This is a genomic window from Acinetobacter oleivorans DR1 (assembly GCF_000196795.1).
Taxonomy (GTDB): domain Bacteria; phylum Pseudomonadota; class Gammaproteobacteria; order Pseudomonadales; family Moraxellaceae; genus Acinetobacter; species Acinetobacter oleivorans.
Genome location: NC_014259.1, coordinates 2,755,612 through 2,780,017, shown reverse-complemented (window position 1 = coordinate 2,780,017; position 24,406 = coordinate 2,755,612). Strand labels below are relative to the sequence as shown.

The 24,406-nt window shown below is 40.8% G+C and carries 24 protein-coding genes; 17 read left to right on the top strand and 7 right to left on the bottom strand.

The window, feature by feature from the left end:
- Nucleotides 1-35 precede the first annotated feature (35 nt).
- From AOLE_RS12995 to AOLE_RS12985, 3 genes are all read left to right on the top strand, one after another.
- Nucleotides 36-635, top strand: coding sequence for an IMPACT family protein (locus tag AOLE_RS12995; protein WP_004793414.1), 600 nt, complete (start codon nucleotides 36-38; stop codon nucleotides 633-635).
- Complete coding sequence (locus AOLE_RS12990) at nucleotides 628-1,239, top strand: chloramphenicol acetyltransferase CAT (protein ID WP_004793413.1); 612 nt, start codon at nucleotides 628-630, stop codon at nucleotides 1,237-1,239. Before AOLE_RS12995 ends, AOLE_RS12990 begins: the two co-directional genes overlap by 8 nt.
- A 155-nt stretch (nucleotides 1,240-1,394) precedes the next feature.
- Nucleotides 1,395-2,237, top strand: coding sequence for a universal stress protein (locus AOLE_RS12985; protein ID WP_005303762.1), 843 nt, complete (start codon nucleotides 1,395-1,397; stop codon nucleotides 2,235-2,237).
- A 116-nt stretch (nucleotides 2,238-2,353) separates the two neighbouring features.
- On the opposite strand, the gene AOLE_RS12980 is transcribed toward AOLE_RS12985, so the two are convergent.
- The 6 genes from AOLE_RS12980 to AOLE_RS12955 form a co-directional block, all read right to left on the bottom strand.
- Nucleotides 2,354-3,022 carry an O-methyltransferase gene (locus AOLE_RS12980; RefSeq protein ID WP_013198414.1) on the bottom strand — a complete coding sequence of 223 codons (669 nt, stop codon included), beginning with the start codon at nucleotides 3,020-3,022 and terminating at the stop codon, nucleotides 2,354-2,356.
- 139 nt (nucleotides 3,023-3,161) lie between these two features.
- On the bottom strand, nucleotides 3,162-3,884 hold the full coding sequence (locus AOLE_RS12975; RefSeq protein ID WP_174746768.1) for a D-Ala-D-Ala carboxypeptidase family metallohydrolase: 723 nt from the start codon (nucleotides 3,882-3,884) through the stop codon (nucleotides 3,162-3,164).
- 130 nt (nucleotides 3,885-4,014) lie between these two features.
- Nucleotides 4,015-4,338, bottom strand: coding sequence for a ferredoxin FdxA (gene fdxA, locus AOLE_RS12970; protein ID WP_003650851.1), 324 nt, complete (start codon nucleotides 4,336-4,338; stop codon nucleotides 4,015-4,017).
- Between the two features lie 344 nt (nucleotides 4,339-4,682).
- Nucleotides 4,683-5,213: a GNAT family N-acetyltransferase gene (locus tag AOLE_RS12965; protein ID WP_013198413.1), complete on the bottom strand. Its 531-nt coding sequence runs from the start codon at nucleotides 5,211-5,213 to the stop codon at nucleotides 4,683-4,685.
- A 61-nt stretch (nucleotides 5,214-5,274) separates the two neighbouring features.
- Nucleotides 5,275-7,914, bottom strand: coding sequence for a DNA mismatch repair protein MutS (gene mutS / locus AOLE_RS12960; RefSeq protein ID WP_013198412.1), 2,640 nt, complete (start codon nucleotides 7,912-7,914; stop codon nucleotides 5,275-5,277).
- A 258-nt stretch (nucleotides 7,915-8,172) separates the two neighbouring features.
- Nucleotides 8,173-9,084, bottom strand: a complete 912-nt coding sequence (locus AOLE_RS12955) for a LysR family transcriptional regulator (protein ID WP_013198411.1) — start codon at nucleotides 9,082-9,084, stop codon at nucleotides 8,173-8,175.
- Between the two features lie 103 nt (nucleotides 9,085-9,187).
- On the opposite strand from AOLE_RS12955, the gene AOLE_RS12950 reads away from it, so the two are divergent.
- Nucleotides 9,188-10,384: an MFS transporter gene (locus AOLE_RS12950; RefSeq protein ID WP_013198410.1), complete on the top strand. Its 1,197-nt coding sequence runs from the start codon at nucleotides 9,188-9,190 to the stop codon at nucleotides 10,382-10,384.
- 89 nt (nucleotides 10,385-10,473) lie between these two features.
- On the opposite strand, the gene paaZ is transcribed toward AOLE_RS12950, so the two are convergent.
- The gene (paaZ, locus tag AOLE_RS12945) at nucleotides 10,474-12,576 is read right to left on the bottom strand and encodes a phenylacetic acid degradation bifunctional protein PaaZ (protein WP_013198409.1); all 2,103 of its coding nucleotides are present in this window, start codon (nucleotides 12,574-12,576) and stop codon (nucleotides 10,474-10,476) included.
- Nucleotides 12,577-12,842: 266 nt separating this feature from the next.
- Here paaZ and paaA point away from each other — a divergent pair, with 266 nt between their 5' ends.
- The 13 genes from paaA to AOLE_RS12880 all read left to right on the top strand — a co-directional run bounded on the left by paaA (nucleotide 12,843) and on the right by AOLE_RS12880 (nucleotide 24,212).
- On the top strand, nucleotides 12,843-13,781 hold the full coding sequence (paaA, locus tag AOLE_RS12940) for a 1,2-phenylacetyl-CoA epoxidase subunit PaaA (RefSeq protein WP_013198408.1): 939 nt from the start codon (nucleotides 12,843-12,845) through the stop codon (nucleotides 13,779-13,781).
- 32 nt (nucleotides 13,782-13,813) lie between these two features.
- Nucleotides 13,814-14,104 (top strand): 1,2-phenylacetyl-CoA epoxidase subunit PaaB, encoded by a 291-nt coding sequence (gene paaB / locus AOLE_RS12935; RefSeq protein WP_000389648.1) that lies wholly within the window; start codon nucleotides 13,814-13,816, stop codon nucleotides 14,102-14,104.
- A 12-nt stretch (nucleotides 14,105-14,116) separates the two neighbouring features.
- Complete coding sequence (paaC, locus tag AOLE_RS12930) at nucleotides 14,117-14,872, top strand: 1,2-phenylacetyl-CoA epoxidase subunit PaaC (RefSeq protein ID WP_005303777.1); 756 nt, start codon at nucleotides 14,117-14,119, stop codon at nucleotides 14,870-14,872.
- 16 nt (nucleotides 14,873-14,888) lie between these two features.
- Nucleotides 14,889-15,389 carry a 1,2-phenylacetyl-CoA epoxidase subunit PaaD gene (paaD, locus tag AOLE_RS12925; RefSeq protein ID WP_013198407.1) on the top strand — a complete coding sequence of 167 codons (501 nt, stop codon included), beginning with the start codon at nucleotides 14,889-14,891 and terminating at the stop codon, nucleotides 15,387-15,389.
- A 23-nt stretch (nucleotides 15,390-15,412) separates the two neighbouring features.
- On the top strand, nucleotides 15,413-16,474 hold the full coding sequence (paaE, locus tag AOLE_RS12920; protein ID WP_013198406.1) for a 1,2-phenylacetyl-CoA epoxidase subunit PaaE: 1,062 nt from the start codon (nucleotides 15,413-15,415) through the stop codon (nucleotides 16,472-16,474).
- 8 nt (nucleotides 16,475-16,482) lie between these two features.
- Nucleotides 16,483-17,256 (top strand): enoyl-CoA hydratase-related protein, encoded by a 774-nt coding sequence (locus AOLE_RS12915; protein ID WP_013198405.1) that lies wholly within the window; start codon nucleotides 16,483-16,485, stop codon nucleotides 17,254-17,256.
- Nucleotides 17,256-18,047: a 2-(1,2-epoxy-1,2-dihydrophenyl)acetyl-CoA isomerase PaaG gene (paaG, locus tag AOLE_RS12910; RefSeq protein WP_013198404.1), complete on the top strand. Its 792-nt coding sequence runs from the start codon at nucleotides 17,256-17,258 to the stop codon at nucleotides 18,045-18,047. The genes AOLE_RS12915 and paaG overlap by 1 nt, the downstream gene beginning before the upstream one ends.
- Nucleotides 18,048-18,049: 2 nt before the next feature.
- Entirely contained in the window at nucleotides 18,050-19,588 is a 1,539-nt protein-coding gene (locus AOLE_RS12905) for a 3-hydroxyacyl-CoA dehydrogenase (RefSeq protein ID WP_013198403.1), read from the top strand.
- Between the two features lie 12 nt (nucleotides 19,589-19,600).
- A complete protein-coding gene (gene pcaF / locus AOLE_RS12900; RefSeq protein ID WP_013198402.1) occupies nucleotides 19,601-20,809 on the top strand; it encodes a 3-oxoadipyl-CoA thiolase in 1,209 nt (402 codons plus the stop codon).
- 40 nt (nucleotides 20,810-20,849) lie between these two features.
- Entirely contained in the window at nucleotides 20,850-22,139 is a 1,290-nt protein-coding gene (gene paaK / locus AOLE_RS12895) for a phenylacetate--CoA ligase PaaK (RefSeq protein WP_013198401.1), read from the top strand.
- 53 nt (nucleotides 22,140-22,192) lie between these two features.
- The gene (paaX, locus tag AOLE_RS12890) at nucleotides 22,193-23,158 is read left to right on the top strand and encodes a phenylacetic acid degradation operon negative regulatory protein PaaX (protein ID WP_000062822.1); all 966 of its coding nucleotides are present in this window, start codon (nucleotides 22,193-22,195) and stop codon (nucleotides 23,156-23,158) included.
- Nucleotides 23,145-23,750, top strand: a complete 606-nt coding sequence (locus AOLE_RS12885; protein ID WP_013198400.1) for a carbonic anhydrase — start codon at nucleotides 23,145-23,147, stop codon at nucleotides 23,748-23,750. The genes paaX and AOLE_RS12885 overlap by 14 nt, the downstream gene beginning before the upstream one ends.
- Before the next feature lie 78 nt (nucleotides 23,751-23,828).
- Nucleotides 23,829-24,212 carry a PaaI family thioesterase gene (locus AOLE_RS12880; protein WP_002036046.1) on the top strand — a complete coding sequence of 128 codons (384 nt, stop codon included), beginning with the start codon at nucleotides 23,829-23,831 and terminating at the stop codon, nucleotides 24,210-24,212.
- Nucleotides 24,213-24,406: the final 194 nt, after the last annotated feature.

The following is a 24,406-nucleotide window of genomic DNA, read 5'->3' as shown; positions in this document are numbered from 1 at the left end:
TTATAATTTGATTTTTATTATGCTTTATTTAATTTATGGCTTTTACGATTGCATCACAGATTACATTTGAAGAAGAAATTAAAAAAAGCAGATTTCAGGCTATCGCTGCGCCAGTAGAAAATGAACAGCAAGTTAAAGAATTTTTAGAACTCAATAAAGATATCTCTACAACTCACCAATGTTGGGCTTGGAAAATTGGCCATAACGTACGCTTTAATGATGACGGCGAACCGTCAGGAACAGCAGGCCGCCCAATTTTGGCGACCATTGAAGGGAATGACCTGACGAATATTATTGTGATGGTTAACCGTTGGTACGGTGGAATAAAACTTGGAACAGGTGGCCTTGTTAGAGCATATGGAGGCTGTGCTGGGCAATGTTTGCTTTTGGCTGAGCGTATTGAACTCATTGCAAAGAAAACGATTTACTTTTCTTGTCACTTTAATGAGTGGGCGATATTTCAATATGAGCTTACTCAACAACAAATTGAATATCAGGAAACCTACACTGCAACGGGTGTAGATATCGAAGCAAGGCTACAAATACATCAAATTGAACCGCTTGCTTTAAAACTTAGAGACGTAACGCGTGGTCGTGAAGAGTTAAAAATTGAAGAGGAATTAACTGATGACTGATTCCTTATTGAAATATCGTGAGCAACATAAGCACCGCTTAAACTATATGCCATGGTTATATTGGACTTTAAAACCTAAACATCGTGCTTGGGCCGAAGAATGGCAAAAAGAATACCAAGCTTATTTGATGGACATGGAAACCGTTGAGATTGGTGAAAACTGTTTTATTTCACCGTTAGCACATATTTTTGCTGAGCCGGGACGCAAAATTATCATTGGTGATAATTGCTTTATCGCAGCAGATTGTAGTTTGCATGGACCCCTTGAAATTGGAAATGAGGTCGCGATAAATCATCATTGTATTTTAGATGGTGGGCGAGCTGGCATAAAATTGCATGACCAAGTTCGGATTGCAGCATATTGTCATTTATATGCATTTGATCATGGGATGCAGTTAGACCGTCCACTTTACCAACAGCCTGTCACTTCTAAAGGAATTGAAGTTGAGCAGGACGTTTGGTTGGGGGCACATGTGGGTATTAAAGATGGTATTAAAGTAGGAAAACATGCCGTAGTCGGGATGAATAGTATGGTGACCAAAGATGTTGAGCCTTACCATATTGTTGGTGGAAATCCCGCAAAATTTATTCGTTTAAGAGAATAATGCAGTCTTAAGAATGTAATAAAATGTTTGATCTTTAAACAAAAAAGTTGATTTTTATACATAAACCTTAACATACCAATTTTTATCTATGTTAAGTTAAAGCTAAGTTTTAAGAATAATCTCCAAGGCAATAGACCTGAAGAAGAGAGGCTAACATGAACCGTGTTATTGCGTGTATTGACTCATCACCGTGTATTAATGCTATTGCCGATGCAGCAGCATGGGTTGCTAAAGCAACCGGACGGGAACTTGTATTATTACAAATTCTAGATTATTACCCAGCCAGTTATCATCTTGGTGAAATTAGTGGGGTAATTGGCTTTGAAAGCAATGCAATGCTGCTAAAAGAGTTAGCTGAGCTGGAACAAAAACAAAGTGAACTCGCTTTAGACTATAGCAATAATTTACTCCGTCACATTTCTGATCTTATTCAAGAAAAACATGGAATTACGAGTTCAAAAATTCAAGAAAAAGGCGATTTTTTAGAGCAAAGTTTTAATCTTTTACATGAAAATGACATCGTCATTTTAGGTCGAGTTGGGGAGCGGGCTGCCGAGAAACAGAAACCAATCGGTAGTAATGTTGAGAACTTTATCCGTGGGGCCAACTGTACAGTTTTGACTATTGGTGAAAACTTTAAAGTGCCAACCCGTTTTATCTTTGCCTATGAATATTCACCAACTTGTCAAAAAATGATGCGCCGTATTGCCCAAAGTGATTTATTGCGAACACTGCAATGTCATTTGGTATATGTAGGTGATCATCCAGAAATATTAAATGAACCTGAGCATTACCTGAAACAAGCGGGCATAGATGTTGTGACCGTATATCGCTATGGTGATGTTGCACAAAATATTTTAGAGTACCAACAAGAACACGGTATTCAAATTATTGTGCTTGGAGCATTTAGTCATAGCAAGATTCATCAATTCTTCTTGGGAAGTATTGCGACAACCATATTCCGAAACGCGACTGTACCGTTACTTGTGGCTAAATGATGAGATTTCCATATAGTTATCCGCAAATCTTGTGGATAACTATATGGAAAAGCAACAGTAATAAAAGTAATTTATTGATTATAAATAATAAAATAAAAAAGATGATTTTTTAACCATTATTTCACAATTGCAATTGCGAAGCCATCATGACCTTTGGAGCCGACTGTTTGTAAGGCTGTACAAGACAATATTTGTGGGTGATTTTCGAGAGCTTTAAACATTTCACGGATGCCTTCAATACTCGGTTTTTTATTGTCTGGATTTAAAATATCACCTGCGCGAATGACATTATCAAGCACAATAATCGTACCTGATTTAGAGAATTTCAGGCTCAATTCTAAATATTCAGGATAACCCTGTTTATCTGCATCAATGAAAATAAAATCGAAAGGCTCGATAGATTGAGGATCAATTGCAGACAGAATATCAGCGGCGCGGCCAGCTCTAAGATCGACTTTTACCGGAAGGTTAGCATGGTCGATATTTTTTTGAGCCATTTCTGCATGAGTAGCACGGCCTTCTATTGTGAGTAAATAACCATCTTCAGGCAAAGCTCGGCCTAACCAGATGGTACTATATGCAGCAAAGGTTCCAATTTCTAAGACTCGTTTGCATTTATTCATTTGAATAAGCATCTGCAAGAACATACCTTGGTTAGGTGCCACTGCAAGATGATTTGAAAAGCCATGTTCATCAGTATTCTTTAATGCATATTCGAGTCGCGGGTCTTCAGGAATTAAATGTGAATCGATATATTGGTCAATGTCTGTCCACATCTGCTGCATAATCAAATTTACCTATATGTTGATCGGGCTATTTTAAACGTTTATGCATAGAGTGCAAAAATCTTCGTTTCAAGAAATTTTGGTTGATTGAGAAATGAGCAATAAAAAAACTCCTTTCAGTTGAAAGGAGTTTTTTGAATTAGAAATTACACATCGAACTGTTTCGGGTGAGGTCTGGTCCCCAAGTACGATAGCCTTGAGTATCAATATGAATTTGCCCGGAGCTATATAAGCCAATACCCATATTTAAGCTTTGGCCATGCTGAGCCCAGAACTGACAAAGTTTAAACTTGGTATTTTCGATAAATGCATAATCTTGAGCTTGTGGGAACTCAGGGCCAATACGGAAATCGATTGCCGAGTTAAATAAATGTTTAGATGAGCTTGCGCCACCTGCACATTCATTTAAAGGTAAGTCACGGTAAACCGAGGTTACTTCAAAGTCAGTTAAAACTTTTGCTGCAACTAAATATTTAAATACGCGTAGGGTTGATAAAGAGTTGCCCCAAAGTTCGCGATTAGGCACCGCATATTCTGAGCGGCCACATTTTTGCCAATCACGTGCTGAGCGTAATAACTCAAAACTTGGCACAATGCCTGCGACGTTATTTCGGGTTAAGAAGTTTTCGTACTCACGAACACGTTGGTAATTTTCACCAGAACTTAACCAGCCTCGATAAGACGCAGGCTCAACTTTAGGGGGGATCGGGCGCTCGATAATAACGCGCTCTTGTGGAATAAAGATTCGTTTACCACTTGGAGAGGTTTTGCCTGTTGTTGTGTGTTGGGGAGAGCTGACACAACCTACCATAACCGCTGGGATTATGCATAAGGGCACCAGACTCTGCAAAAACTTCCGCATAAGAAAAATTAAGCACTTATAAATATTGCGGCTATTTTAATGCAAAACAGTGCACAAATTACGAGGAATTTGCAATGAAATGTTTGAATAGGGTATAAAAAAGATCAGCGGTTGCTGATCTTTTTTGAAATTACTTTTCAAGATATTGTAATTTATCAGGTTTGCCGTTCCATTCTTCACGGTCAGCTGGTTGGTCACCAATTTGAGTAATGTTAGGCCATTTTTGAGAAAGATCAGCATTTAATTCAATAAACACTTCCTGACCTTCTGGTAACTCATCTTCAGAGAAAATTGCATTTGCCGGGCACTCTGGTTCACATAATGCACAGTCAATACATTCATCCGGATTAATCACTAGGAAATTCGGACCTTCGTAGAAACAGTCAACAGGACAAACTTCTACGCAATCTTGGTATTTACATTTAATACAATTTTCAGTGACAACAAAGGTCATGGCGACAGCTACCTAAAAAATATGGTTTCATTTCGAATAGCTTATTTTAGGCAAAAAAGGGGTAAACAAACAATTGCTTTTATTGATATTCTTTATTCATGCATATGAAGATAAGTTAATACGTTGATAATCAAACAAATCTTTCAGTCTTATGAACTGCTTGTCTATAAAATTAAAATAATAATATATTTTATAAAACAATAACTTAAAAATTATTTTATTTAATTGTTTAGATGTCATTTAAGTCAAGACATCTATTTTAATAAATACCTTAACTTTTCATTTTTTCTTTTACAAATTTTGATTTTCAGCTTTTTTGGCTGAAAATATTCAAATATTTAGAGCTAAACATTACACACTAAATGAATATCTTCAGGTTCGAGCTGCCAAAGTTGTTGATCTGGAGCACTTAAAGGTTGTGCACCATGCTTCATATAGAAGTCTACAGTGCGCCGACTCGGGGTTGCTGAAATATACAGTTGTTTTGCACCGAGTTGCTTGGCGGACTCTTTTGCGGCTTGCATAAGCTTAGCACCAATGCCTTGACCTTGTTGGTCTGCATCGACATAGAAATAGTGGAGTAATTTCGCATGAGGGTAGTCCGCTATAAGTTGATTTGAGACTACGCTCACACCAACGAGTTTTTCAGAAGCATCAAATGCGCCGATAAATATTGAACCTTGCTCAAAGAGTTGTTTCAGTTTTGGTGGGTCATTTTCTAGATGATATGCGTCCCAATGTTGTACATCAAAAAAACAATCAACTAAGTCTAAATGTTGCTGTTTTTGTATGTAGTTTTGAGTGATTAATTCACGGCGGCTAATTTGCTGCCAAATAAGATCGATTTCTGAATATTGCAAAGATCTTAAGATCATATAAATATTATTCTCCGAGGTGAATAAGCAGACCTAAGCCTGCTTATTCAGACGTGATTTATTAAGATTTCAGCGCAGCTTTCAGCTCATAGAGTTGTTCAAGTGCCTGACGAGGCGATAAGTTATCGACTTCAATTTGCTTAAGTAAATCTAGAGCAGGGGATGAAACTTCGATCTCGACAACTTTTTCTATGATTTGTGAACCAGAGTTTGCATCTGGTGGAGCAAACAAATCATTTTGAAAACTGGTTTGTAGATGTTGCTGCTGCTGTTTTTCCAAAATGCGTAAACGCTTCTGTGCTTCTTTAATAACATTGGCAGGAATGCCCGCTAATTTTGCGACTTGTAAACCATGACTTTGACTTGCAGGGCCTTGCTGAACCTTATGCAATAAAATCAGGTTGCCGTTAAGCTCTTGCGCCGTCACATGATAGTTATCAATTCCTGCTTCACTACCAAGTTCAGTTAACTCGAAATAGTGAGTGGCAAATAAGCATAAACATTTTACGCGCTTTGTTAAATCAACCACGCAAGCCCATGCTAAAGATAAACCGTCATAAGTACTGGTTCCGCGGCCAACCTCATCCATTAAAACAAGCGATTGATTGGTGGCATGGTGCAGAATTTGCGAAGTTTCTGTCATCTCAACCATAAAAGTAGATTTGCCTGTAGATAAATCATCCGCTGAACCAATACGAGTGAAAATTCGGTCAATTGGACCAAGCTTGGCTGTTTTAGCAGGAACATAGCTACCGCAATAAGCAAGTAAACTAATTAATGCGGTTTGACGCATGAAGGTTGATTTACCACCCATGTTTGGACCGGTAATAATTGCCATACGGTGCTGAGCATCAAGGAAAGTATCATTTGGGGTAAATGGTGCTTTATTTAATGCTTCAACCACAGGGTGACGACCCGCCTGAATTTTAATGCCCGTTTCTGGGGTAAATTCAGGACGTGCCCAATTGTTTAGACGTGCTTGATGAGCAAAGTTTGCCACCACATCAATTTGAGCAATTGCCGAACTCATCATTTGTAAGTGAGCAATATTTTCACGAAGGTTTTCAAGCAAAGCTTCGAATAATGCTTTTTCACGTGCTAATGCGCGCGACTCACTCGACAGAACTTTATCTTCAAAACTTTTCAGCTCTGGCGTAATGTAGCGCTCAGCATTCTTTAATGTTTGACGTCGGATATAGTCAGCAGGGGCTTGTTCTGCTTGAGCACGAGTCAATTCGATGTAGTAACCACTTACACGGTTATAGCCGATTTTAAGGGTGTTAATACCTGTGCGCTCGCGTTCTTTAATTTCTAAATCAATTAGGAACTGACCTGCATGATCACGAATTTGGCGTAATTCATCGAGGTCGGCATCATATCCTTCTGCAATTACATTGCCATCACGAAGTAATACTGGCGGATTTTCAACAATTGCTGCCATCAAATGCTGATGAAGTGCTTTAAAATCTCCAAGTTCTTGATCAAGTTGAACTAATAACTTGGATTTTTTCGCTTGAATGACTGGAGTTAACGCTGTTCTTAAAGCTGGAATTTGTGCACATGCATGACGAAGCTGAACTAAATCGCGTGGTCGCGCACTGCCTAGTGCAACACGGCTAAGCACACGTTCAATATCACCAATTTCTTTAAGCACTAAACGAACTGGACTTTCGTGATAGCCCTGAATGAGTTGTTCAATCGCATCTAAACGAGCATCGAGCAAGGCTGTATCACGAACAGGTTGCATGAGTGTGCGGCTTAATAAACGACCACCCATTGCAGTTTGGCAGTCATTTACCAGTTGGAATAATGAGGTGCCATGTTCAAATAACGGTTCGATAATTTCTAGGTTACGGCGTGTGATTGGGTCGAGCGCTATAAAGTCTGTACTTTGCTCAAGCTGAATTGAACGGATATGCGGTAATGCAGTTTTTTGTGTTTCTTTTGCATAGTGAATGAGTGCAGCGGCAGCAGCTTTAGCTAAAGGTAATGGGTCTAAACCAAAACCTGAAAGTGTTGATACCGTAAATTGGTCACATAAAGTTTTTTGTGCGTTATTTAGATTGAAGTCTACATTTGGACGTTTGGTAACAGGGCATTCTAAGTGTTTTTTAATTTGCTCGATAATATTTGTGTCGACCAAGTCTTCATCAATCAAGATTTCACTTGGCATTAAACGCGCAAGTTCAATAGGTAATTGTTCTGGCTTGTAATCTTGTTGTTGAACTTTAAAAATACCTGCACTTAAGTCGAGTAACGCGAAACCAATCTGGTTTTGATGAATGCATAATGAAACGAGATTAGACGATTGATAACTGCTGAGTAATGCATCATCAGTTAAAGTACCAGGTGTAAGAATACGAACAACTTTACGATCAACCGGACCTTTACCTGTCACTTCTCCGACTTGTTCGCAAATGGCTACAGTTCGCCCAGCTTTGACAAGACGTGCAAGATAACCTTCTGCCGAATGATAGGGAACGCCTGCCATTGGAATCGGGTTGCCGTTTGCTTTACCACGATGGGTTAAGGTAATACCTAAAAGTTTAGCTGCTAAATGGGCATCTTCAAAGAAGAGTTCATAAAAGTCGCCCATACGATAAAACAGCAACGCATGTTGATAGTCTTTTTTAACCTTGAGATATTGCTGCATCATTGGAGTGTGGGTGGAGAGATCAGCCATGATTTCAGCGCTATTCATGCGTAATAAACCCTTAAAAAATCAATAATATTTTACGTTTGGTCATCTAACCAATTCTAACAACTTCTGTATGAATTGGACTTAATCTAAGAAAAAAGTATACCTTTTAGTGTACTTTTTTATGTCAAAATTGAGTCAACAGTGTGTGAGAGCTTAACTTAATTTCTCACGGTTGCCATCTTAACAAATTGAGACTGATTGGCAAAAAGGATTCCTAAAATGAGTGAGGAAATAAACAGCAAAAAGAAAGTGACCTTATCAGCTCGAACTATCACTCAATTTCTGCTGCATAAAATCAATAAGTGCTCTTGTTTTAGCGGGTAAGTAACGACGATTTGAATAAAGTGCGAACAATTGGAGCGGCGCTACCGATTGTTCAAACTCAATCTCGATTAAACGTCCATCGCTAATATAGGGTTGGCAAGCTTGTTTTGATAAAATCGCGAAACCGACACCTGATATCGCAGCTTGTCCTGCCATCTCCCCGCTGTTTACCCGATAATGCCCTTTAACCTTGATGGTCTCGAATTCTCCCTTTTTATTGACAAACTGCCAAGGAGCACCTTTAAGTGCACTTACTGTTGTAATACAGGGTAATTCTTCAAATTGCTGGATATGAGTCGGGGTGTCGTAACGCTGAATGAGGGATGGGGCTGCAACAATAGTGCAAGGGATAGTCACCAGATGACGTGCGATGTAGTCACTGTTATCCATCTGACCACGGGTAATAATGATAGCTAAATCCAGATCATCTCGCAGAGATTCGAAACCTGACAAATTGGTAACACAGCTGATCTCAAGGTCTGGGTACTGACAGGCGAAATCGGCAATAACAGAACCCAGCAATGCAGGACCTATTTCATTGGGAATACAGATTCGCAATGGGCCTTTGAGTTGCATTTGCCGCAACGTTAATTCTGTTTCAGTTTGCTCAAGCGCCTCTAGTAATGGTTTTGCTCGGGTGTAGAGTAACTGTCCTGCCTGAGTGAGTTTCATATGTCGGGTACTACGCTCAATCAGCTGGAGATCCAGTTTTTCTTCTAACTGAGAAATACAGCGACTCACATTTGATGTCGGCATTTCAAGGATTTTCGATGCTCCAACAAAACTTTCTCTTTCAACCACCGCAATGAACACTTTCAGGGTATTAAAATCCAGAGCAGGACGCATCAATTATCCTATATTTGATAATAATAAGTGCCATTTCTACCATATAATAAACACCATTGATAGCAGCTAAACTCGGATATCTTTCATCCATAGGTTGCTTGCTATGCCCCCAGTCATGCAGATATTTAATCATAAAGCTCTCATGCGGATAGCTATTGTGATTGCTTTTGTTCAGTTCACCAATGCACTGGAATATATGGTGTTCAACCCTGTTTTTGTTTTTATGGCAACGGATTTCGCAGTGCCTGTATCATTCTCAGGCTATGTGTCCGGCATGTACACACTAGGTGCCGTCCTTTCGGGAATTATTGCTTTTTACTGGATTGATCATTTCAATAAGAAACATTTTTTAATTGCCAATATGGCGTTGTTGGGTCTACTAACACTTTTGACTACATATACATCCAGTTTTAGTCTTCTACTTGCACTTCGATTTTGTGCAGGGCTGGTCGGCGGTACCACAATGGGTGTGGGTATAAGTATATTAATAAACAACGTGCCGCCTAACTTGCATGGAAAAATGTTGGCGACGGTGATCGCGTCATTTTCAATAGTAAGTATTGTAGGAATGCCCACGATATTATTTTTGTGCACACATTATGGCTGGCATGTGGCTTTGTGGCTCATAAGTGCCTTATGTGTATTGGCATTACCATTGATTGTATCCGTCATTCCCCAAGACCCAGTTTCTTTAGATACGTTCTCTAAGCTGCATCTTGATATGGAAACTTTACTGTTCGCTTCCAGTAATGCACTTGTTCAGTTTAGTCCTATGCTGGTTATTCCTATTTTGGCACCCTTAATGATACAACAGTTGGGTGCTTCTCAAGATCTACTGTCTTGGCTCTTCTTTAGCGGGGGCGTGATAGGTTATCTGTCTACAAAAATCACAGGGGCGTTAACCTCCCGTTTCTCTGCTTTAATGCTGGCTACAGCTTCAACGATCGTCTTTATACTAAGTTTGCTGATACCAATTTTAGGCTATCAGCATGCGACGTTATTTATTAGTTTATTTCTCGGTGCATCTTACAGTCGTTTGGTGTCATCTTCGGTGGTTTCGATTCAGTTTCCTGATGATAGACAACGAGCTGGATTTTCTTCATTACAGACCTCAATCATGTATCTGGTTACAACCATCGCATTCTTTCTGTCTGCTTTTTTATTACCTGATTGTGGCATGGCACCACAAAATCTAAACAAGTTACTAGTGATATGTGTAATTTCCGCAGCAGTGTTTCCAATTCTCGTTATTATTCTGCAAAAGAAACTGGCTAAACGTTTTCATCTGAGACAATTCTAAAGTCGCTATTTTTCGATCCATTAAAAGAACAACGACTCATGTAAGATAAAAACTGATGGATATTGACTATCCATCAGTTTGGGTTCTATTTATAAATCACGAGCAACTAAAGTTAAAATGTCGTAAGTTGCGACAAGTTCACCACGTTGGTTTTTGACTTTAATATCCCACACTACAACGCCATGCGCAGGCTGAGACGGGTCTTTTTGTGGTTTAGGCGTTTTTTGTTTGCAGGTCAATTCAACCTGAATCGAGTCACCAATTTTAACTGGTTCAACAAAACGTAAGTTATCCATGCCGTAGTTGGCAATCACAGGACCTTGTGCTGCATCTACAAATAGACCAGCTGCGGCAGACACAATGAAATATCCATGTGCAACACGCTCACCAAAGAAAGACTCGGCAGCTGCAATTTTGTCGGTATGCGCATAGAAATAGTCACCGCTTAAACCAGCAAAGTTGACAATATCTGCTTCGCTTACGGTGCGACGAGCCGTCAATAAACGTTCACCAATCACTAACTCATCAAACGACTTTTTAAATGGATGTACACGGTCTTCATTAACTTTTGAACCAGCAGTCCACGAGTGAGTAATTTGCGTCAAGCTATTTGGAGAACCTTGAATTGCAGTACGCTGCATATAATGTTTAACAGCGCGAATACCACCTAACTCTTCACCGCCACCTGCACGACCAGGTCCGCCGTGTACTAAATGCGGAAGTGGTGAACCATGTCCTGTACTTTCTTTTGCCGATTCTGCATCGAGTACATGGACACGGCCATGCCAAGGTGCAATTTTTTGAATAATCTGTTCAATATTCTCATCGTTATTTTTAACGACTGAAGCCACTAAGCTACCTTCGCCACGTGAAACAAGGTCAGCTAGTTCTTCAATGTTGTTGTATGGCATGAGGGTACATACCGGACCGAAAGCTTCTGTGGTATGCACATGTGTTGCTTGTAAAGGTTGCTCACATAGCAATAAAGTTGGAGCGAAAAAAGCGCCTTTTTCAGGATGATCTGCATTAAATGTAAAGCTATCGTTGCCACCAAAAACAATTTTTGCATCTTTGCTGAGTTCGGCAACTTTTTCTGCAACATCATGTTTTTGTTTAATGCTCGCTAAAGCACCCATGGTGGTTTCTTCTTTTTGAGGGTCACCTACCACAACTTTAGCAAGTTTGGCAGTTAGCTTTTCTTGCACAGTCGCTAACAAGTTTTCAGGAACAAATGCACGACGAATCGCAGTACATTTTTGGCCTGCTTTTGTGGTCATTTCACGGAAAACTTCACGCACAAATAAATCGACTGTTTCTTCATTTGCCTCAGGGCTTAAAATTGCGCTGTTTACCGAGTCGGCTTCCATGCTAAATGGAATCGAATATTTATTGAGGTGAGGGTGGTTACGCAGTTTTTGACCTGTGTAAGCAGAACCTGTAAACGTAACACAGTCTTGTGGACCTAAGTGGTCGAACAAGTCATAAGTCTGACCGCAAATAAGTTGTAGCGAGCCTTTTGGTAATACATGGGCTTCTTCAATGGCTTTTACAACCGCTTGAGTTAATTGAGAACCATCTGTTGCAGGTTTCACAATACATGGCACACCTGCAAGTAGCGTCGGTGCAATCTTTTCAAGCATTCCCCAAATTGGGAAGTTAAATGCGTTGATGTGAACGGCAACACCTGCTTTAGGACTTAAAATGTGTTTAGCACCAAAAGTTCCATTTTTAGATAATTGAATCCAGCTATCTTCAGTAATAATTTTTTCGTCATTGAGTTCACGGCGAACCAGACTTGAATAAGCAAATAACGTCTGGATGCCACCTTCAATATCAATCCATGCATCTTTACGAGTTGCGCCTGTGGCATAAGCAAGTTTGTAGAACTCTTCTTTACGCTCAAGCAAATGTTGGGCAATTTGTTTTAACGCATTAGCACGTTGGTGGAATGTCCAGTTAGCCAGTTCTGAACCATTTTGTTTGGCATATTGAACAACACGTTTCATATCAATGCCATGACTACTTACGGCATAAATCGATTCACCTGTAATGGCATGGTAAACAGGGCGCAGTTCTTCACTGGTCGAATGCCATGTTCCATAGACAGAAGAAGCAAGATGAGGCAGTTGATGCCCAGACTGCTGAAAATCTGTGTCAGTTGAGGTTCCTTCTAGGTGTGCTTGTTCAAGCATGACCAAACTCCTTTTTTTATGTGATACGTCAATTATAAAAATTGAAAAAATATGATTCATAATTTCAGATTAATTTGTCTAAAAGTCAACTTTATTTTGATTTGTAAAAGTAAAAAGGTTTTTTACAATTGGCTTAAATTTAATAATTTCAATAATTTGATGTGTTTTACTGTTGGTAATTTAATTTGATACTAAAAAAGTGATTGACTTTGTTTTTAGTGTATCGAAAAATAGATTTAAGGGTGATGCCTACAGGGAATGAAAGAATGGAAAACAACTACCAGAAATTTGAACAAAATATTGCCAATGAAATTACGATCGAGGCTAAGGATCAAATGCCCGATGCCTACCGCAAAACATTGATTCGTCAAATTGGGCAACATGGCCATTCTGAAATTGTAGGTATGTTGCCTGAAGGAAACTGGATTACTCGTGCGCCGACTTTAAAACGTAAAGCGGTTTTGCTCGCGAAAGTACAAGATGAAGCAGGTCATGGTTTGTATTTGTATAGCGCCGCAGAAACTTTAGGTGCTGACCGTGATGACATGATGGAAAAATTAATTGATGGGAAAATGAAATACTCATCAATTTTTAACTATCCAACTTTGACTTGGGCAGATGTCGCTGCAATTGGTTGGCTTGTCGATGGGGCAGCCATTGTGAACCAAGTTGCGCTTTGCCGTACGTCTTACGGACCATATGCACGTGCAATGGTACGTATTTGTAAAGAAGAAAGTTTCCACCAACGCCAAGGTTTTGAAGCCATGATGGCTTTAGCAGGTGGTACACCAGAACAAAAACAGATGGCACAAGATGCGGTAAATCGCTACTGGTGGCCAGCACTCATGATGTTTGGTCCAAGTGATGAGCACTCTCCAAACAGCGCACAAAGCATGGCATGGAAAATCAAACGCTTTAGTAACGATGAATTACGTCAAAAGTTTGTTGATAACACGGTGCCGCAAATTTTACAGCTAGGTTTGGAAGTTCCAGACCCAGATTTAAAACTGAATGAAGAAACAGGCCACTATGAGTTTGGCGAGATCGACTGGCACGAATTTAAAGAAGTGATTGCCGGACGTGGACCATGTAATCACGAGCGTATCGAAGCACGCCGTAAGGCATGGGAAAACGGCAAATGGGTTCGTGATGCAGCCGTGGTCTACGCTAAAAAACAACAGCTTGAAGCGAACAAAGTGGCTTAACAAGATTTATGGAAAAATTTGAGGAAATCAAAATGGAAGATAAAAACAACTGGTCGCTCTACGAAGTATTTGTACGTAGTAAACAAGGCTTAAGCCACCGTCATGTAGGCAGCTTAAGAGCACCTGATGATGAGATTGCACTGCAACATGCTCGTGATGTTTACACACGCCGCAATGAAGGAATCAGCATTTGGGTGGTTCGTTCTGAACTGATTAAGTCATCACAGCCAGATGAAAAAGCTGAATTTTTCGATCCTTCTTTAGACAAGGTTTATCGTCATCCGACTTTCTACCATATCCCAGATGGCATTGAGCACATGTAAGGGAGATGACACATGAATCATTCAGTTTTATCTAAATTCTTATTACATATTGGCGACAGCCAACTGGTTTTGTCTCAGCGTTTGGCTGAGTGGTGTGGGCATGCACCTGAGCTTGAAGTTGATATTGCCTTAGCAAACATCGGTTTGGACTTATTAGGTCAGGCAAGAAACTTTCTGACTTTGGCTGGTCAATATGATGAAGCTAAACGTGATGAAGATCAGCTTGCATATTTCCGTACAGAACGTGAGTTTTTAAACCTATTGTTATGCGAACAACCGAATGGCGATTTTGCACAAACGATTGTACGTCAGTGGTTGATGGACCATTACCATCTTCATTTATTTACGGCTTTAACCCAGAGTTCGCTTCCAGAAGTTAGTGCGCTTGCTGTCAAATCTTTAAAAGAAGTGAAGTATCACATCCGTTTTTCAACAAGCTGGATGGAACGTTTAAGTTTAAGCACAGATGAAGCACATCAACGTGTACAAGATGGATTAAATAATTTATGGCGCTTTACTGCTGAGTTATTTGAACTTAATGCAGACGAACAAGCACTAGTTGCAGAAGGTGTGATTCCAGATTTTTCAAATGAAAAAGAACAATGGAACCAAACCATTGCAGATGAACTTAAACGTTTTGAATTAAATGTTGCTGTGAACGGTGCTTATCGCCGCGGTGCAAAACAAGGATTGCATACCGAGCATTTAGGTTATTTGTTGGCTGAAATGCAAAGTATTCAAAGAACTTATCCAGGCATGACCTGGTAAGACAAGGAGGTGAGCCATGCAAATGATTCGTCATTGCATCGACCAATGTTGGGATGTTCTACAAACGGTAAGTGACCCTGAAATTCCGGTTTTATCTGTTGTGGATTTAGGCATGATTCGTGGTGTAGAGATTAACGACCAACAAGAAATTATTGTTCGTTTAACTCCGACATATAGCGGTTGTCCAGCAACAGATATGTTGAAAGCACAAATTGCTGAAGCCTTTACCGCAGAAGCTTTGACACCAGTCAAAGTCATGGTCGATTTGTCAGAAGCATGGACCACGGACTGGATGTCTGAAGCGGGTAAAAAGAAACTGCAAGTTTATGGCATTGCACCACCAGAAGGGTTGGCGCATCAATGTGGGACTCACGTTCACTTAAAAGATGGTGTCGAGTGCCCACGTTGCAAAAGTAAACACACCCGACTGTTAACAGAGTTTAGTTCTACCGCCTGTAAAGCACTTTATAAATGTCAGGACTGTCTTGAGCCTTTTGATTACTTCAAATGTATTTAAGTCTTTAGATAAGGAAATCAGCCATGAGCCAATTTGTACCATTAAAAGTAAAAAGTATTACGCCTCAAACCGATCAGGCAATTTGTATTGCATTTGACGTTGTACCTGAACAACAAGAACAATTTCAATTTCAACCGGGGCAACACTTAACCATTCGCCATTTAACAGAAGCTGGTGAAATCCGCCGTTGTTATTCAATTTGTAGCTATGCAGCAAAAGAAGATATCAGTATTGCGGTTAAAAAAATTGATCAAGGTCAATTTTCAAACTGGGCAAATGACCATTTGAAAGTAGGCGACGTGCTTGAAGTGATGCCACCCCAAGGCGTGTTTTTTCAGAAAGCAGCCAAGATGGGTGGACAAAACTATTTAGGCGTTGCAGCGGGCAGTGGTATTACGCCAATTTTATCGATTGTTAAGCAGGTGTTGTTTGAACAACCTGAAGCTAAATTTACATTGCTCTATGGCAATCGCTCATGGAAACAAACCATGTTTGCCGAGCAAATTATGGATCTGAAAGATCAGTTTAAAGAACGTTTTCAACTCATCAATATTTTTTCTCGTGAGTTCAATGACAGTGAACTGATGAATGGCCGTATTGATGAAGAAAAGCTTAAACAGCTTTTTGATTTTGATGTACTTGAAACGAGTTTTGACCATGTTTTTGCATGTGGTCCAGACGAAATGATGAATGCCGTAGAAAGCACTTTGCCAAGCTATGGTATTGCAAAAGAAAAAATCCACACCGAACGTTTCCACACAGGCCAAGCGCGTAAACGTAGCGCTGAAGCTGATGCAAACCGTAAAGAAGAAAAAGTAAACATCATTTTAGATGGTCGTGAACTGATTGTGTCTGTGGCTCAGGATGATGAAAGTATTCTTGATGCGGCTTTACGCGCAGGTGCTGACTTGCCATATGCCTGTAAAGGTGGGGTGTGTGCGACTTGCCGTTGTAAAGTTGTTTCTGGTGAAGTCGATATGTTCCTTAACTATAGCCTTGAAAAAGATGAAGTTGAAAAGGGCTATGTGCTTAGCTGTCAAACCTTACCAAAAGGCCCAAATGTTCGTTTGAGTTTTGATGAGTAGAGGCTGTCATGCAAGAGTTAATCAAAGCCAGTACAGCAACTGACGGTGTCTTGTTATTAACCCTAAACCGTCCAGAAAAAAGAAATGCTTTAAACAATGCAACATTGCAATGTTTATGCGAGTTGCTCGAAGAAGCTGAGCACAATGCTCAAGTCAAAGCAGTGGTTTTAACAGGTAACTCACAATGTTTTGCTGCTGGAGCAGATCTTAGCGAGTTGGCTGCAATGGACGCCGTGACTTTGCAACTCGATATTCGTCCGAAGCTTTGGCAAAAAATTGATGCGTTTAGTAAACCACTGATTAGCGCAGTCAATGGCTATGCCTTAGGCGCTGGGTTTGAGCTGGTTTTGCATTCAGATATGGTCGTTTGCGGTGAAAATGCCCGTTTTGCTCTACCTGAAATTGGCCTTGGCATGTTGCCGGGTGCAGGCGGAACACAGCGTTTAGCACGCTTGGTTGGGCAACAACTCACCATGCGCTGGGCCATGACAGGTGAGATGATTTCGGCAAAACAGGCGGAGCAACATGGCATTTGCAGCCAAGTGGTGCCGACCGAATTAACTGTTGAATATGCGGTTCAACTTGCAGCCAAAATTGCCAAACAAGCGCCTTTAGCGATTAGCGTGATTAAACAATCAATTAAAAGTATTCATGAAACGACTTTAAGTCAGGGACTCAAGTTTGAACGTCAAAACTTTGTCTGGCTGGCGGCTACAAAAGATCGAAACGAAGGGATTAATGCTTTCTTTGAGAAAAGAAAGCCAGTGTTTAGAGGTGAGTGATGGACTATCAAAATATTATTGCTGAAGAAAAAAATGGTGTTGGCTACCTGACATTTAACCGCCCAAAAGCACTGAATAGCTTTAACGTTGATATGCATCGTGAAGTGGCTGAGGTTTTAAACCTGTGGACCAAAAATCCAGATGTTCGCTGTGTGGTGATTAGTGGCGAAGGCCGTGGCTTCTGTGCAGGGCAAGATTTAGGTGACCGTGTAGTAGACCCAAACGCTGAAGCTCCAGATTTAGGATATTCCATTGAAACTTACTATAACCCGCTCATTAAAACGATTGTAAATATGCCAAAGCCTGTGATTTGCGCCGTAAATGGTGTGGCAGCAGGTGCAGGGGCAAATATTGCACTGGCATGTGATTTGGTGATTGCAGCAAAATCGGCAAACTTTGTACAAGCCTTTTGCCGCTTAGGTTTGGTTCCAGACTCGGCGGGCACATGGTTTTTACCACGTGCGGTAGGCCATGCGCGTGCGATGGGTTTGACCTTATTAGGTGACAAGCTACCAGCAGAAACCGCAAAAGAGTGGGGCATGATTTGGGATGTCGTTGAAGACGCTGAGCTTAAAGCAAAAGTTACTGAACTCGCAGAGCGTTTAGCGAAACAGCCTACATTTGGTCTATCTCTCATTAAAAAAGCCATTCATCAATCAAGTAATAACACCTTTGATGAGCAAATGCTGTTAGAGCGTGACTTACAACGTATTGCGGGTCGTTCAGAAGATTATCGTGAAGGTGTACAAGCCTTTATGAATAAACGTGAACCAAATTTTAAAGGGCGCTAAGCATGACAGAATTAGACTTATCTCGTGCCCGAATTGCCGTTATTGGTTCTGGCACCATGGGCATCGGCATTGCCCAGTTAGCCATCGTCAATGGGCACTCGACTGTTTTATATGATCTGGATGCTCAAAAAGCGCAACAAGCCGTTCAAGGTTTAGGGCAGACATTTAAAAAGCTGGTTGAAAAGAGCAAGCTCACACAACAGCAAGCTGATGAAGCTTTGGCACGTTTAACTGTGGTCAATCAAATTGAAGCGTTACGTGATGCCGACTTGGTTATTGAGGCAGTTGTTGAGAAAAAAGAAGTTAAACAGTCTTTATTTAAACAGCTCGCTGAAATTTGTAGTTCGCAAACCATTTTTGCAAGTAATACATCTTCAATTTCAGTGACTGCAATTTCGGCTGGCATTGCTCACCCTGAGCGCGTAGTGGGATTACACTTTTTTAACCCTGCGCCAGTTATGAAACTGGTTGAAATTGTACAAGGCTTAAAAACACCAAACAGCTTATGTTTGGCTTTAAAAAACTTGATGCTTGGCTGGAAAAAAATTCCAGTACTCACCAAGTCGACTCCTGGGTTTATTGTTAACCGAATTGCACGTCCGTTTTACGCAGAAGGCTTTAGAGCACTGCAAGAGCAAGTCACCAGCTACGACCAGCTAGACTATGCCTTAAAGCAATGCGGCGGTTTTGCGATGGGGCCATGTGAACTTACCGACCTCATTGGACACGATGTTAACTTTTCGGTGACCCAAAGCGTTTACCAAGAGTTCTTTTATGAGCCACGCTATCGCCCAAGCCTGATTCAAAAAGAATTGGTCGATGCGGGTGCTTGGGGCCGTAAGTCAAAACAAGGCTTTTATACCTATAACGAAAAAAATCAGTACGAGACATTTCAGCCTCAAGCTGTAACTGCCAAACCAGTTGATGCCCATATTCAGCTCAAAGGGACTTGGTCTCAGCTACCTGCTTTTTTAACGCGTTTAGGTTTAAAAAGCGGATCTGCGAGCGACGACAATATTCTTCAAATTGATGATATCGACTTACGTTTAAGCCAAGGTGAGTCAGCCAATATCCATTACTTAAGCCGTAAAGTGGTTTTAATGGATTGGCATCATGATTTTGAGCACGCTGAAGCTTTAGTACTCAGTCATAACGAGCTTTGTGAAGCAAGTGATCTGGCTAAAGTCGAAGCTTACTTTGCGCAGTTTGGTATCAGTGTGATGTGGATTAAAGATCATCCGGCACTGTTAACCTTACGCACCATCGCTTTACTCATTAATGAAGCCTGCGAAGCAAGTTTACATGGTGTTGCGAGTCTGGAAGATATTGATAATGCCATGAAATATGGAGTGAATTATCCTAAGGGTCCTTACCAGTGGTTGACACAAATGGGTGGTGCTTATGTGCTCCAAACTTTAAATAATTTATATGCACTGTATGGAGAGGAAAAATATCGCGCGAGTATCTACCTCAAGCAATATGTAGCGAAAACTCAAAACATTGCTACTCAATATTCACGTGATATGACCGAATTTGCATAATCAGGAGTCAACATGGAAGACGTTTTAATTTGCGATTTTATTCGTACCCCAATTGGACGATATGCAGGTGCCTTAAGTGCTGTACGTGCAGATGATTTAGCTGCATTGCCCATCAAATATTTAAAAGATAAACACCCGAACTTACCGTGGAATACGGTAGACGAAGTATTTTTAGGATGTGCTAACCAAGCAGGTGAAGACAACCGTAATGTTGCACGTATGGCAACACTCTTGGCAGGCTTACCTGATGCAGTGCCAGCGATGACAGTCAATCGTTTGTGTGCTTCTGGCTTAGATGCGGTGGGACTTGCAGCACGCTCAATTAAAGCAGGTGAAGCGCAGTTCGTGTTGGCCGGTGGTGTAGAGTCAATGAGCCGTGCGCCATTTGTACAAGCTAAACCGACCGAAGCGTTTAGCCGAACCCCTGAGATTTATGACACCACCATTGGCTGGCGCTTTGTAAATAAGCAGCTTAAAGCACAATACGGCACCGACAGCATGCCTGAAACTGCCGAAAATGTAGCTGAAAAATATCAAATTAGTCGTGAAGACCAAGATGCGTTTGCATTTCGTAGCCAACAAAAAACGGCTGCTGCCCAACAAAACGGTTTTTTTAACGACGAAATTTTGCCTGTTGAGATCGTAGACCGTAAGAAAAATGTGAATGTGGTTAATCGAGACGAACATCCGCGTGAAACGACACTTGAAGCACTCGCAAAACTAAAAGCGCCTTTTAAGAAAGAAGGCGGTTCGGTGACTGCTGGAAATGCCTCTGGTGTAAATGACGGTGCTGCGTGTGTGTTAATTACCAACCGTGAATTTGCAGATACACATGGTTTAAAACCTTTAGCACGAGTAATTGGCATTGCAAGTGCAGGGGTTGAACCCAAATATATGGGTATAGGTCCTGTTCCGGCTGTGCAGAAACTTTTAAAGCAAACAGGTTTAACGCTAGATCAGATGGATGTGATTGAGCTGAATGAAGCATTCGCAGCCCAATCTTTGGCTTGTATGCGTGAACTCGGTCTAAAAGATGACGATGAACGCGTTAATCCAAACGGTGGTGCGATTGCATTAGGACATCCACTCGGTATGAGCGGTACACGTTTAGTCATTACGGCAACACGTGAGCTAAAAAAACGAGGTGGACGATATGCACTTTGCACAATGTGTGTGGGTGTGGGACAAGGCGTCGCACTGATTTTGGAAAATTTAAATTAATTCAGACGGTTTTAAAAATTACATAATGAGGAGATAGGCGATGGACAGCCTTACAACGGATAATGTTGAGCAATTAACACTTGCAGAGCTTAGAGCGCTGCAAACTAAACGGTTAAAGCAAACCCTGACTTTTGTATATGAAAATAGTCCGGTCTATAAGAAAAAGTTCGATGACGCAGGTGTGCATCCTGATGACTTCGTAACTTTAGATGATTTGGCGAAGTTTCCATTTACCACTAAACAGGATTTAAGAGACAACTATCCGTTTGGAATGTTTGCCGTACCGCAAGAGCAAATTGTGCGTTTACATGCATCATCGGGTACAACGGGTAAACCGACTGTAGTGGGTTATACCCAAAAAGATATTAATACTTGGTCGGACATTGTTGCGCGTTGCTTACGCATGGCAGGTTTAAGTGCCAAAGATATGATTCAAGTTGCTTATGGCTATGGACTATTTACAGGTGGTCTAGGCGCGCATTATGGCGCTGAGCGTTTAGGTGCAACCGTGATTCCAATGTCTGGCGGACAAACTGAAAAGCAAGTTCAGCTCATTCAAGACTTTAAACCTACTGCAATTATGGTTACGCCATCGTATTGCGTGAGCATTATTGAAAAGCTTGAGCAACAATTTGGTACTGCACGTAATACGTCTTTAAAAGTCGGTATTTTTGGTGCCGAGCCGTGGACCAATGAACTGCGCCGTGAAATTGAAGAGCGCTTAAATATTAAAGCACTCGATATTTATGGTTTGTCTGAGGTGATGGGGCCGGGCGTTGCGATGCAATGTCTAGGTGAGGGCGAGGGATTAACCATTTGGGAAGATCATTTCTACCCAGAAATTATTAACCCTGAAACGGGTGAAGTCTGCAAAGATGGCGAACTTGGCGAGCTAGTCTTTACGACTATTACCAAAGAAGGCTTACCGATTATTCGTTACCGTACTCGTGATTTGACTCGCTTACTCGCTGGAGAAAATCTAGCGATGCGTAAAATGGATAAAATTGTGGGTCGTAGCGACGACATGCTGATTATTCGCGGTGTGAACGTTTTCCCGACTCAGATTGAAGAGCAAATTTTGCAAGTTCCGCATTTAGTTCCTAATTATGAAATTTTGGTGACTAAAAAAGGACATATGGATACTTTGCATATTCGTACAGAGATGTGTCATAACTGTACTATACAGGCCAATCAACTTGCTCAGGAGTTGATGAAACGCATTAAAACCATGATTGGGATTAGCGTTACTGTAGAAGTTGTTACAGAAGCGACCTTACCTCGTTCGGAAGGTAAGGCAAAGCGGGTAATCGATATGCGTCAGATTGCTTAACATCAAGATCATTCAGGGTATAGAATCTATACCCTGAAACTAAACGCCAAGACATGAGTATGAGTGCAAAAATACAGCAAATAATTGATTCTGTTGTAAAGAATGAAACCTTAAGTGGAACTTCGCTTATTTCGACAATTTTTGGAGATTCAGTACTTCATCGGGGTGGAAACATTAGTCTTGCAAGCCTGATTCAGTTATTAGAGCTATTTGGTTTTAATGACCGAGCTGTAAGAACCTCTGTCTTTCGTTTAGTTAAAAATGATTGGTTATGTTCAGACAAAATCGGCAGAACCAGTTTTTATCGTATTACCGATTCAAGCCGTTCGACTTATTTACAAGCCGAGCAACGCATTTATAACGACCAGATGAAAGAGTGGGACCATTATTGGGATCTTATTCTGATGTCTAGCCTCGACACTGAAAATAAAGCGTTGTTAAAAAAAGAACTCGAATGGTTAGGATTTGCCAATATTTCGACAAACTTAATGGCTTATCCGGGTTGTAACCGTATTGAACTGCAACGCTTGTTGGTTGACTTAAATATGAGTGAGCAAGTGGTGGTGTTTAAAGCCGAAACCTTGCAGCTCTTTAATAATTCGGTCGATACCATTGGTCGTATGCTCAGAACCAACTGGCCCATCGATGAATTACGCCAAAGATACCTACAGTTTCTCGATATTTTTAGAGAAATTGGCGTGTTGTTGATGCAGGAAAATGAACAACTCGAACCTGTTCAGGCCTTTCAAATTCGAACTTTGCTGATTCATTATTATCGACGGATTTTATTGAAAGACCCTGCATTACCGCTTGAGTTGTTGCCAACTGACTGGCCCGCGATTAGTGCACGAACTTTATCAATGAATATTTATAAAAAAGTATTTGAACCTGCCGATGAATACTTCTTGTCTGTTGCCGCAACAGCAGAAGGACCAATGCCAAATGCCACAGCACATTATTGGCGCCGTTTCGGAGGTTTGGTGGCGACAAATGAGAGGTTAAATCATGCCTTGTTATAGTATTGACGGTGTTATTCCAGTCGTTAGCCCAGATGCTTTTGTACACCCAACCGCTGTTTTAATTGGTGATGTGATTATTGAAGCAGGCGCATATGTAGGGCCATTTGCTTCATTGCGTGCCGATTTTGGTCGTATCCATATTAAGCAAAATGCCAATGTACAAGATAACTGCACCATACATGGTTTTCCGCAAAGCGTGACTTTAGTTGAGGAAATGGGGCACATAGGGCATGGCACAACTTTACATGGCTGCCGCATTGGCAAAAATGTTTTGGTCGGCATGAACAGCGTAATTTTGGACTATGCCGAAATTGGTGAAAACACTATTATTGGTGCAAATAGTCTAGTCAAAACCAAAGATATTATTCCGGCAAATGTATTGGCAATGGGTAGTCCAGCCAAGGTTGCACGTGATTTATCAGAACAAGAAAAAAAGTGGAAAACTCGCGGTACGCAAGAATACATTGAGCTTGCACAGCGCTGCTTAAATTCAATGCAAGAAGTTGAGCCTTTAAGCTCAGAATTGGATGACCGCCTGACCTATAAGGATTTTAGTTCTTCAAACTATCAGATTAAACAAGATAGCGTTTAACGGCTATTCATAAGTCGATTTCAATACACATAGATTCATAACATTTAGGGAAATACTCGCACGAGTAGGGAGACGTTTGTGCAAAAAATGGAAACTACCGCAGTTGATCAATTCGCAGAATTATTAGGTGTTCAAGTGCTGCATCGCAGTTTTGATGAAGCGCGTTGTCAGCTTAATGTGAAAGACGAACACATGAATGCCTTGGGCGGTGTGCATGGTGGTGTCATATTTTCTTTAGCTGATATCGCTTTTGCGATGGCTTGTAACGCAGGGGATGCGCCATATACGGGCCTACAGGCTGATATTCGCTATATGAGCGGTGCGAAAGATAGGGTGTTATTTGCAACGGCAACTAAAGTCGGTAGTAGTAAAAAATTCGCGCATTATGAAGTGTTGATAACAGACGGTTTGAATAATAGAGTCGCTTTATTTACATCTACGTGTTACAGACTTGCGCCGTAAGATACCGCTAGTTAGAGTGGATGGGACTTTTACTCTGGATTAACATTGCTTACCAAGCTAATCCATGCGTAACCATTAAAAATAAATACTCGTTTATTTTTTATATGAAAGTCTTTGCCCTTAAGTTTTTTAATAGTAGAACTTTTTGCTGTATTAAAAAAAAACTCTGCGAGAAGCAGAGTATATATTTTATA

Coding starts and splice junctions, on each gene's coding strand:
- AOLE_RS12995 (WP_004793414.1), top strand. CDS start 36: ATGGCTTTTACGATTGCATCACAGATTACATTTGAAGAAGAAATTAAA.
- AOLE_RS12990 (WP_004793413.1), top strand. CDS start 628: ATGACTGATTCCTTATTGAAATATCGTGAGCAACATAAGCACCGCTTA.
- AOLE_RS12985 (WP_005303762.1), top strand. CDS start 1,395: ATGAACCGTGTTATTGCGTGTATTGACTCATCACCGTGTATTAATGCT.
- AOLE_RS12980 (WP_013198414.1), bottom strand. CDS start 3,022: ATGCAGCAGATGTGGACAGACATTGACCAATATATCGATTCACATTTA.
- AOLE_RS12975 (WP_174746768.1), bottom strand. CDS start 3,884: ATGCGGAAGTTTTTGCAGAGTCTGGTGCCCTTATGCATAATCCCAGCG.
- fdxA (WP_003650851.1), bottom strand. CDS start 4,338: ATGACCTTTGTTGTCACTGAAAATTGTATTAAATGTAAATACCAAGAT.
- AOLE_RS12965 (WP_013198413.1), bottom strand. CDS start 5,213: ATGATCTTAAGATCTTTGCAATATTCAGAAATCGATCTTATTTGGCAG.
- mutS (WP_013198412.1), bottom strand. CDS start 7,914: ATGAATAGCGCTGAAATCATGGCTGATCTCTCCACCCACACTCCAATG.
- AOLE_RS12955 (WP_013198411.1), bottom strand. CDS start 9,084: ATGCGTCCTGCTCTGGATTTTAATACCCTGAAAGTGTTCATTGCGGTG.
- AOLE_RS12950 (WP_013198410.1), top strand. CDS start 9,188: ATGCCCCCAGTCATGCAGATATTTAATCATAAAGCTCTCATGCGGATA.
- paaZ (WP_013198409.1), bottom strand. CDS start 12,576: ATGCTTGAACAAGCACACCTAGAAGGAACCTCAACTGACACAGATTTT.
- paaA (WP_013198408.1), top strand. CDS start 12,843: ATGGAAAACAACTACCAGAAATTTGAACAAAATATTGCCAATGAAATT.
- paaB (WP_000389648.1), top strand. CDS start 13,814: ATGGAAGATAAAAACAACTGGTCGCTCTACGAAGTATTTGTACGTAGT.
- paaC (WP_005303777.1), top strand. CDS start 14,117: ATGAATCATTCAGTTTTATCTAAATTCTTATTACATATTGGCGACAGC.
- paaD (WP_013198407.1), top strand. CDS start 14,889: ATGCAAATGATTCGTCATTGCATCGACCAATGTTGGGATGTTCTACAA.
- paaE (WP_013198406.1), top strand. CDS start 15,413: ATGAGCCAATTTGTACCATTAAAAGTAAAAAGTATTACGCCTCAAACC.
- AOLE_RS12915 (WP_013198405.1), top strand. CDS start 16,483: ATGCAAGAGTTAATCAAAGCCAGTACAGCAACTGACGGTGTCTTGTTA.
- paaG (WP_013198404.1), top strand. CDS start 17,256: ATGGACTATCAAAATATTATTGCTGAAGAAAAAAATGGTGTTGGCTAC.
- AOLE_RS12905 (WP_013198403.1), top strand. CDS start 18,050: ATGACAGAATTAGACTTATCTCGTGCCCGAATTGCCGTTATTGGTTCT.
- pcaF (WP_013198402.1), top strand. CDS start 19,601: ATGGAAGACGTTTTAATTTGCGATTTTATTCGTACCCCAATTGGACGA.
- paaK (WP_013198401.1), top strand. CDS start 20,850: ATGGACAGCCTTACAACGGATAATGTTGAGCAATTAACACTTGCAGAG.
- paaX (WP_000062822.1), top strand. CDS start 22,193: ATGAGTATGAGTGCAAAAATACAGCAAATAATTGATTCTGTTGTAAAG.
- AOLE_RS12885 (WP_013198400.1), top strand. CDS start 23,145: ATGCCTTGTTATAGTATTGACGGTGTTATTCCAGTCGTTAGCCCAGAT.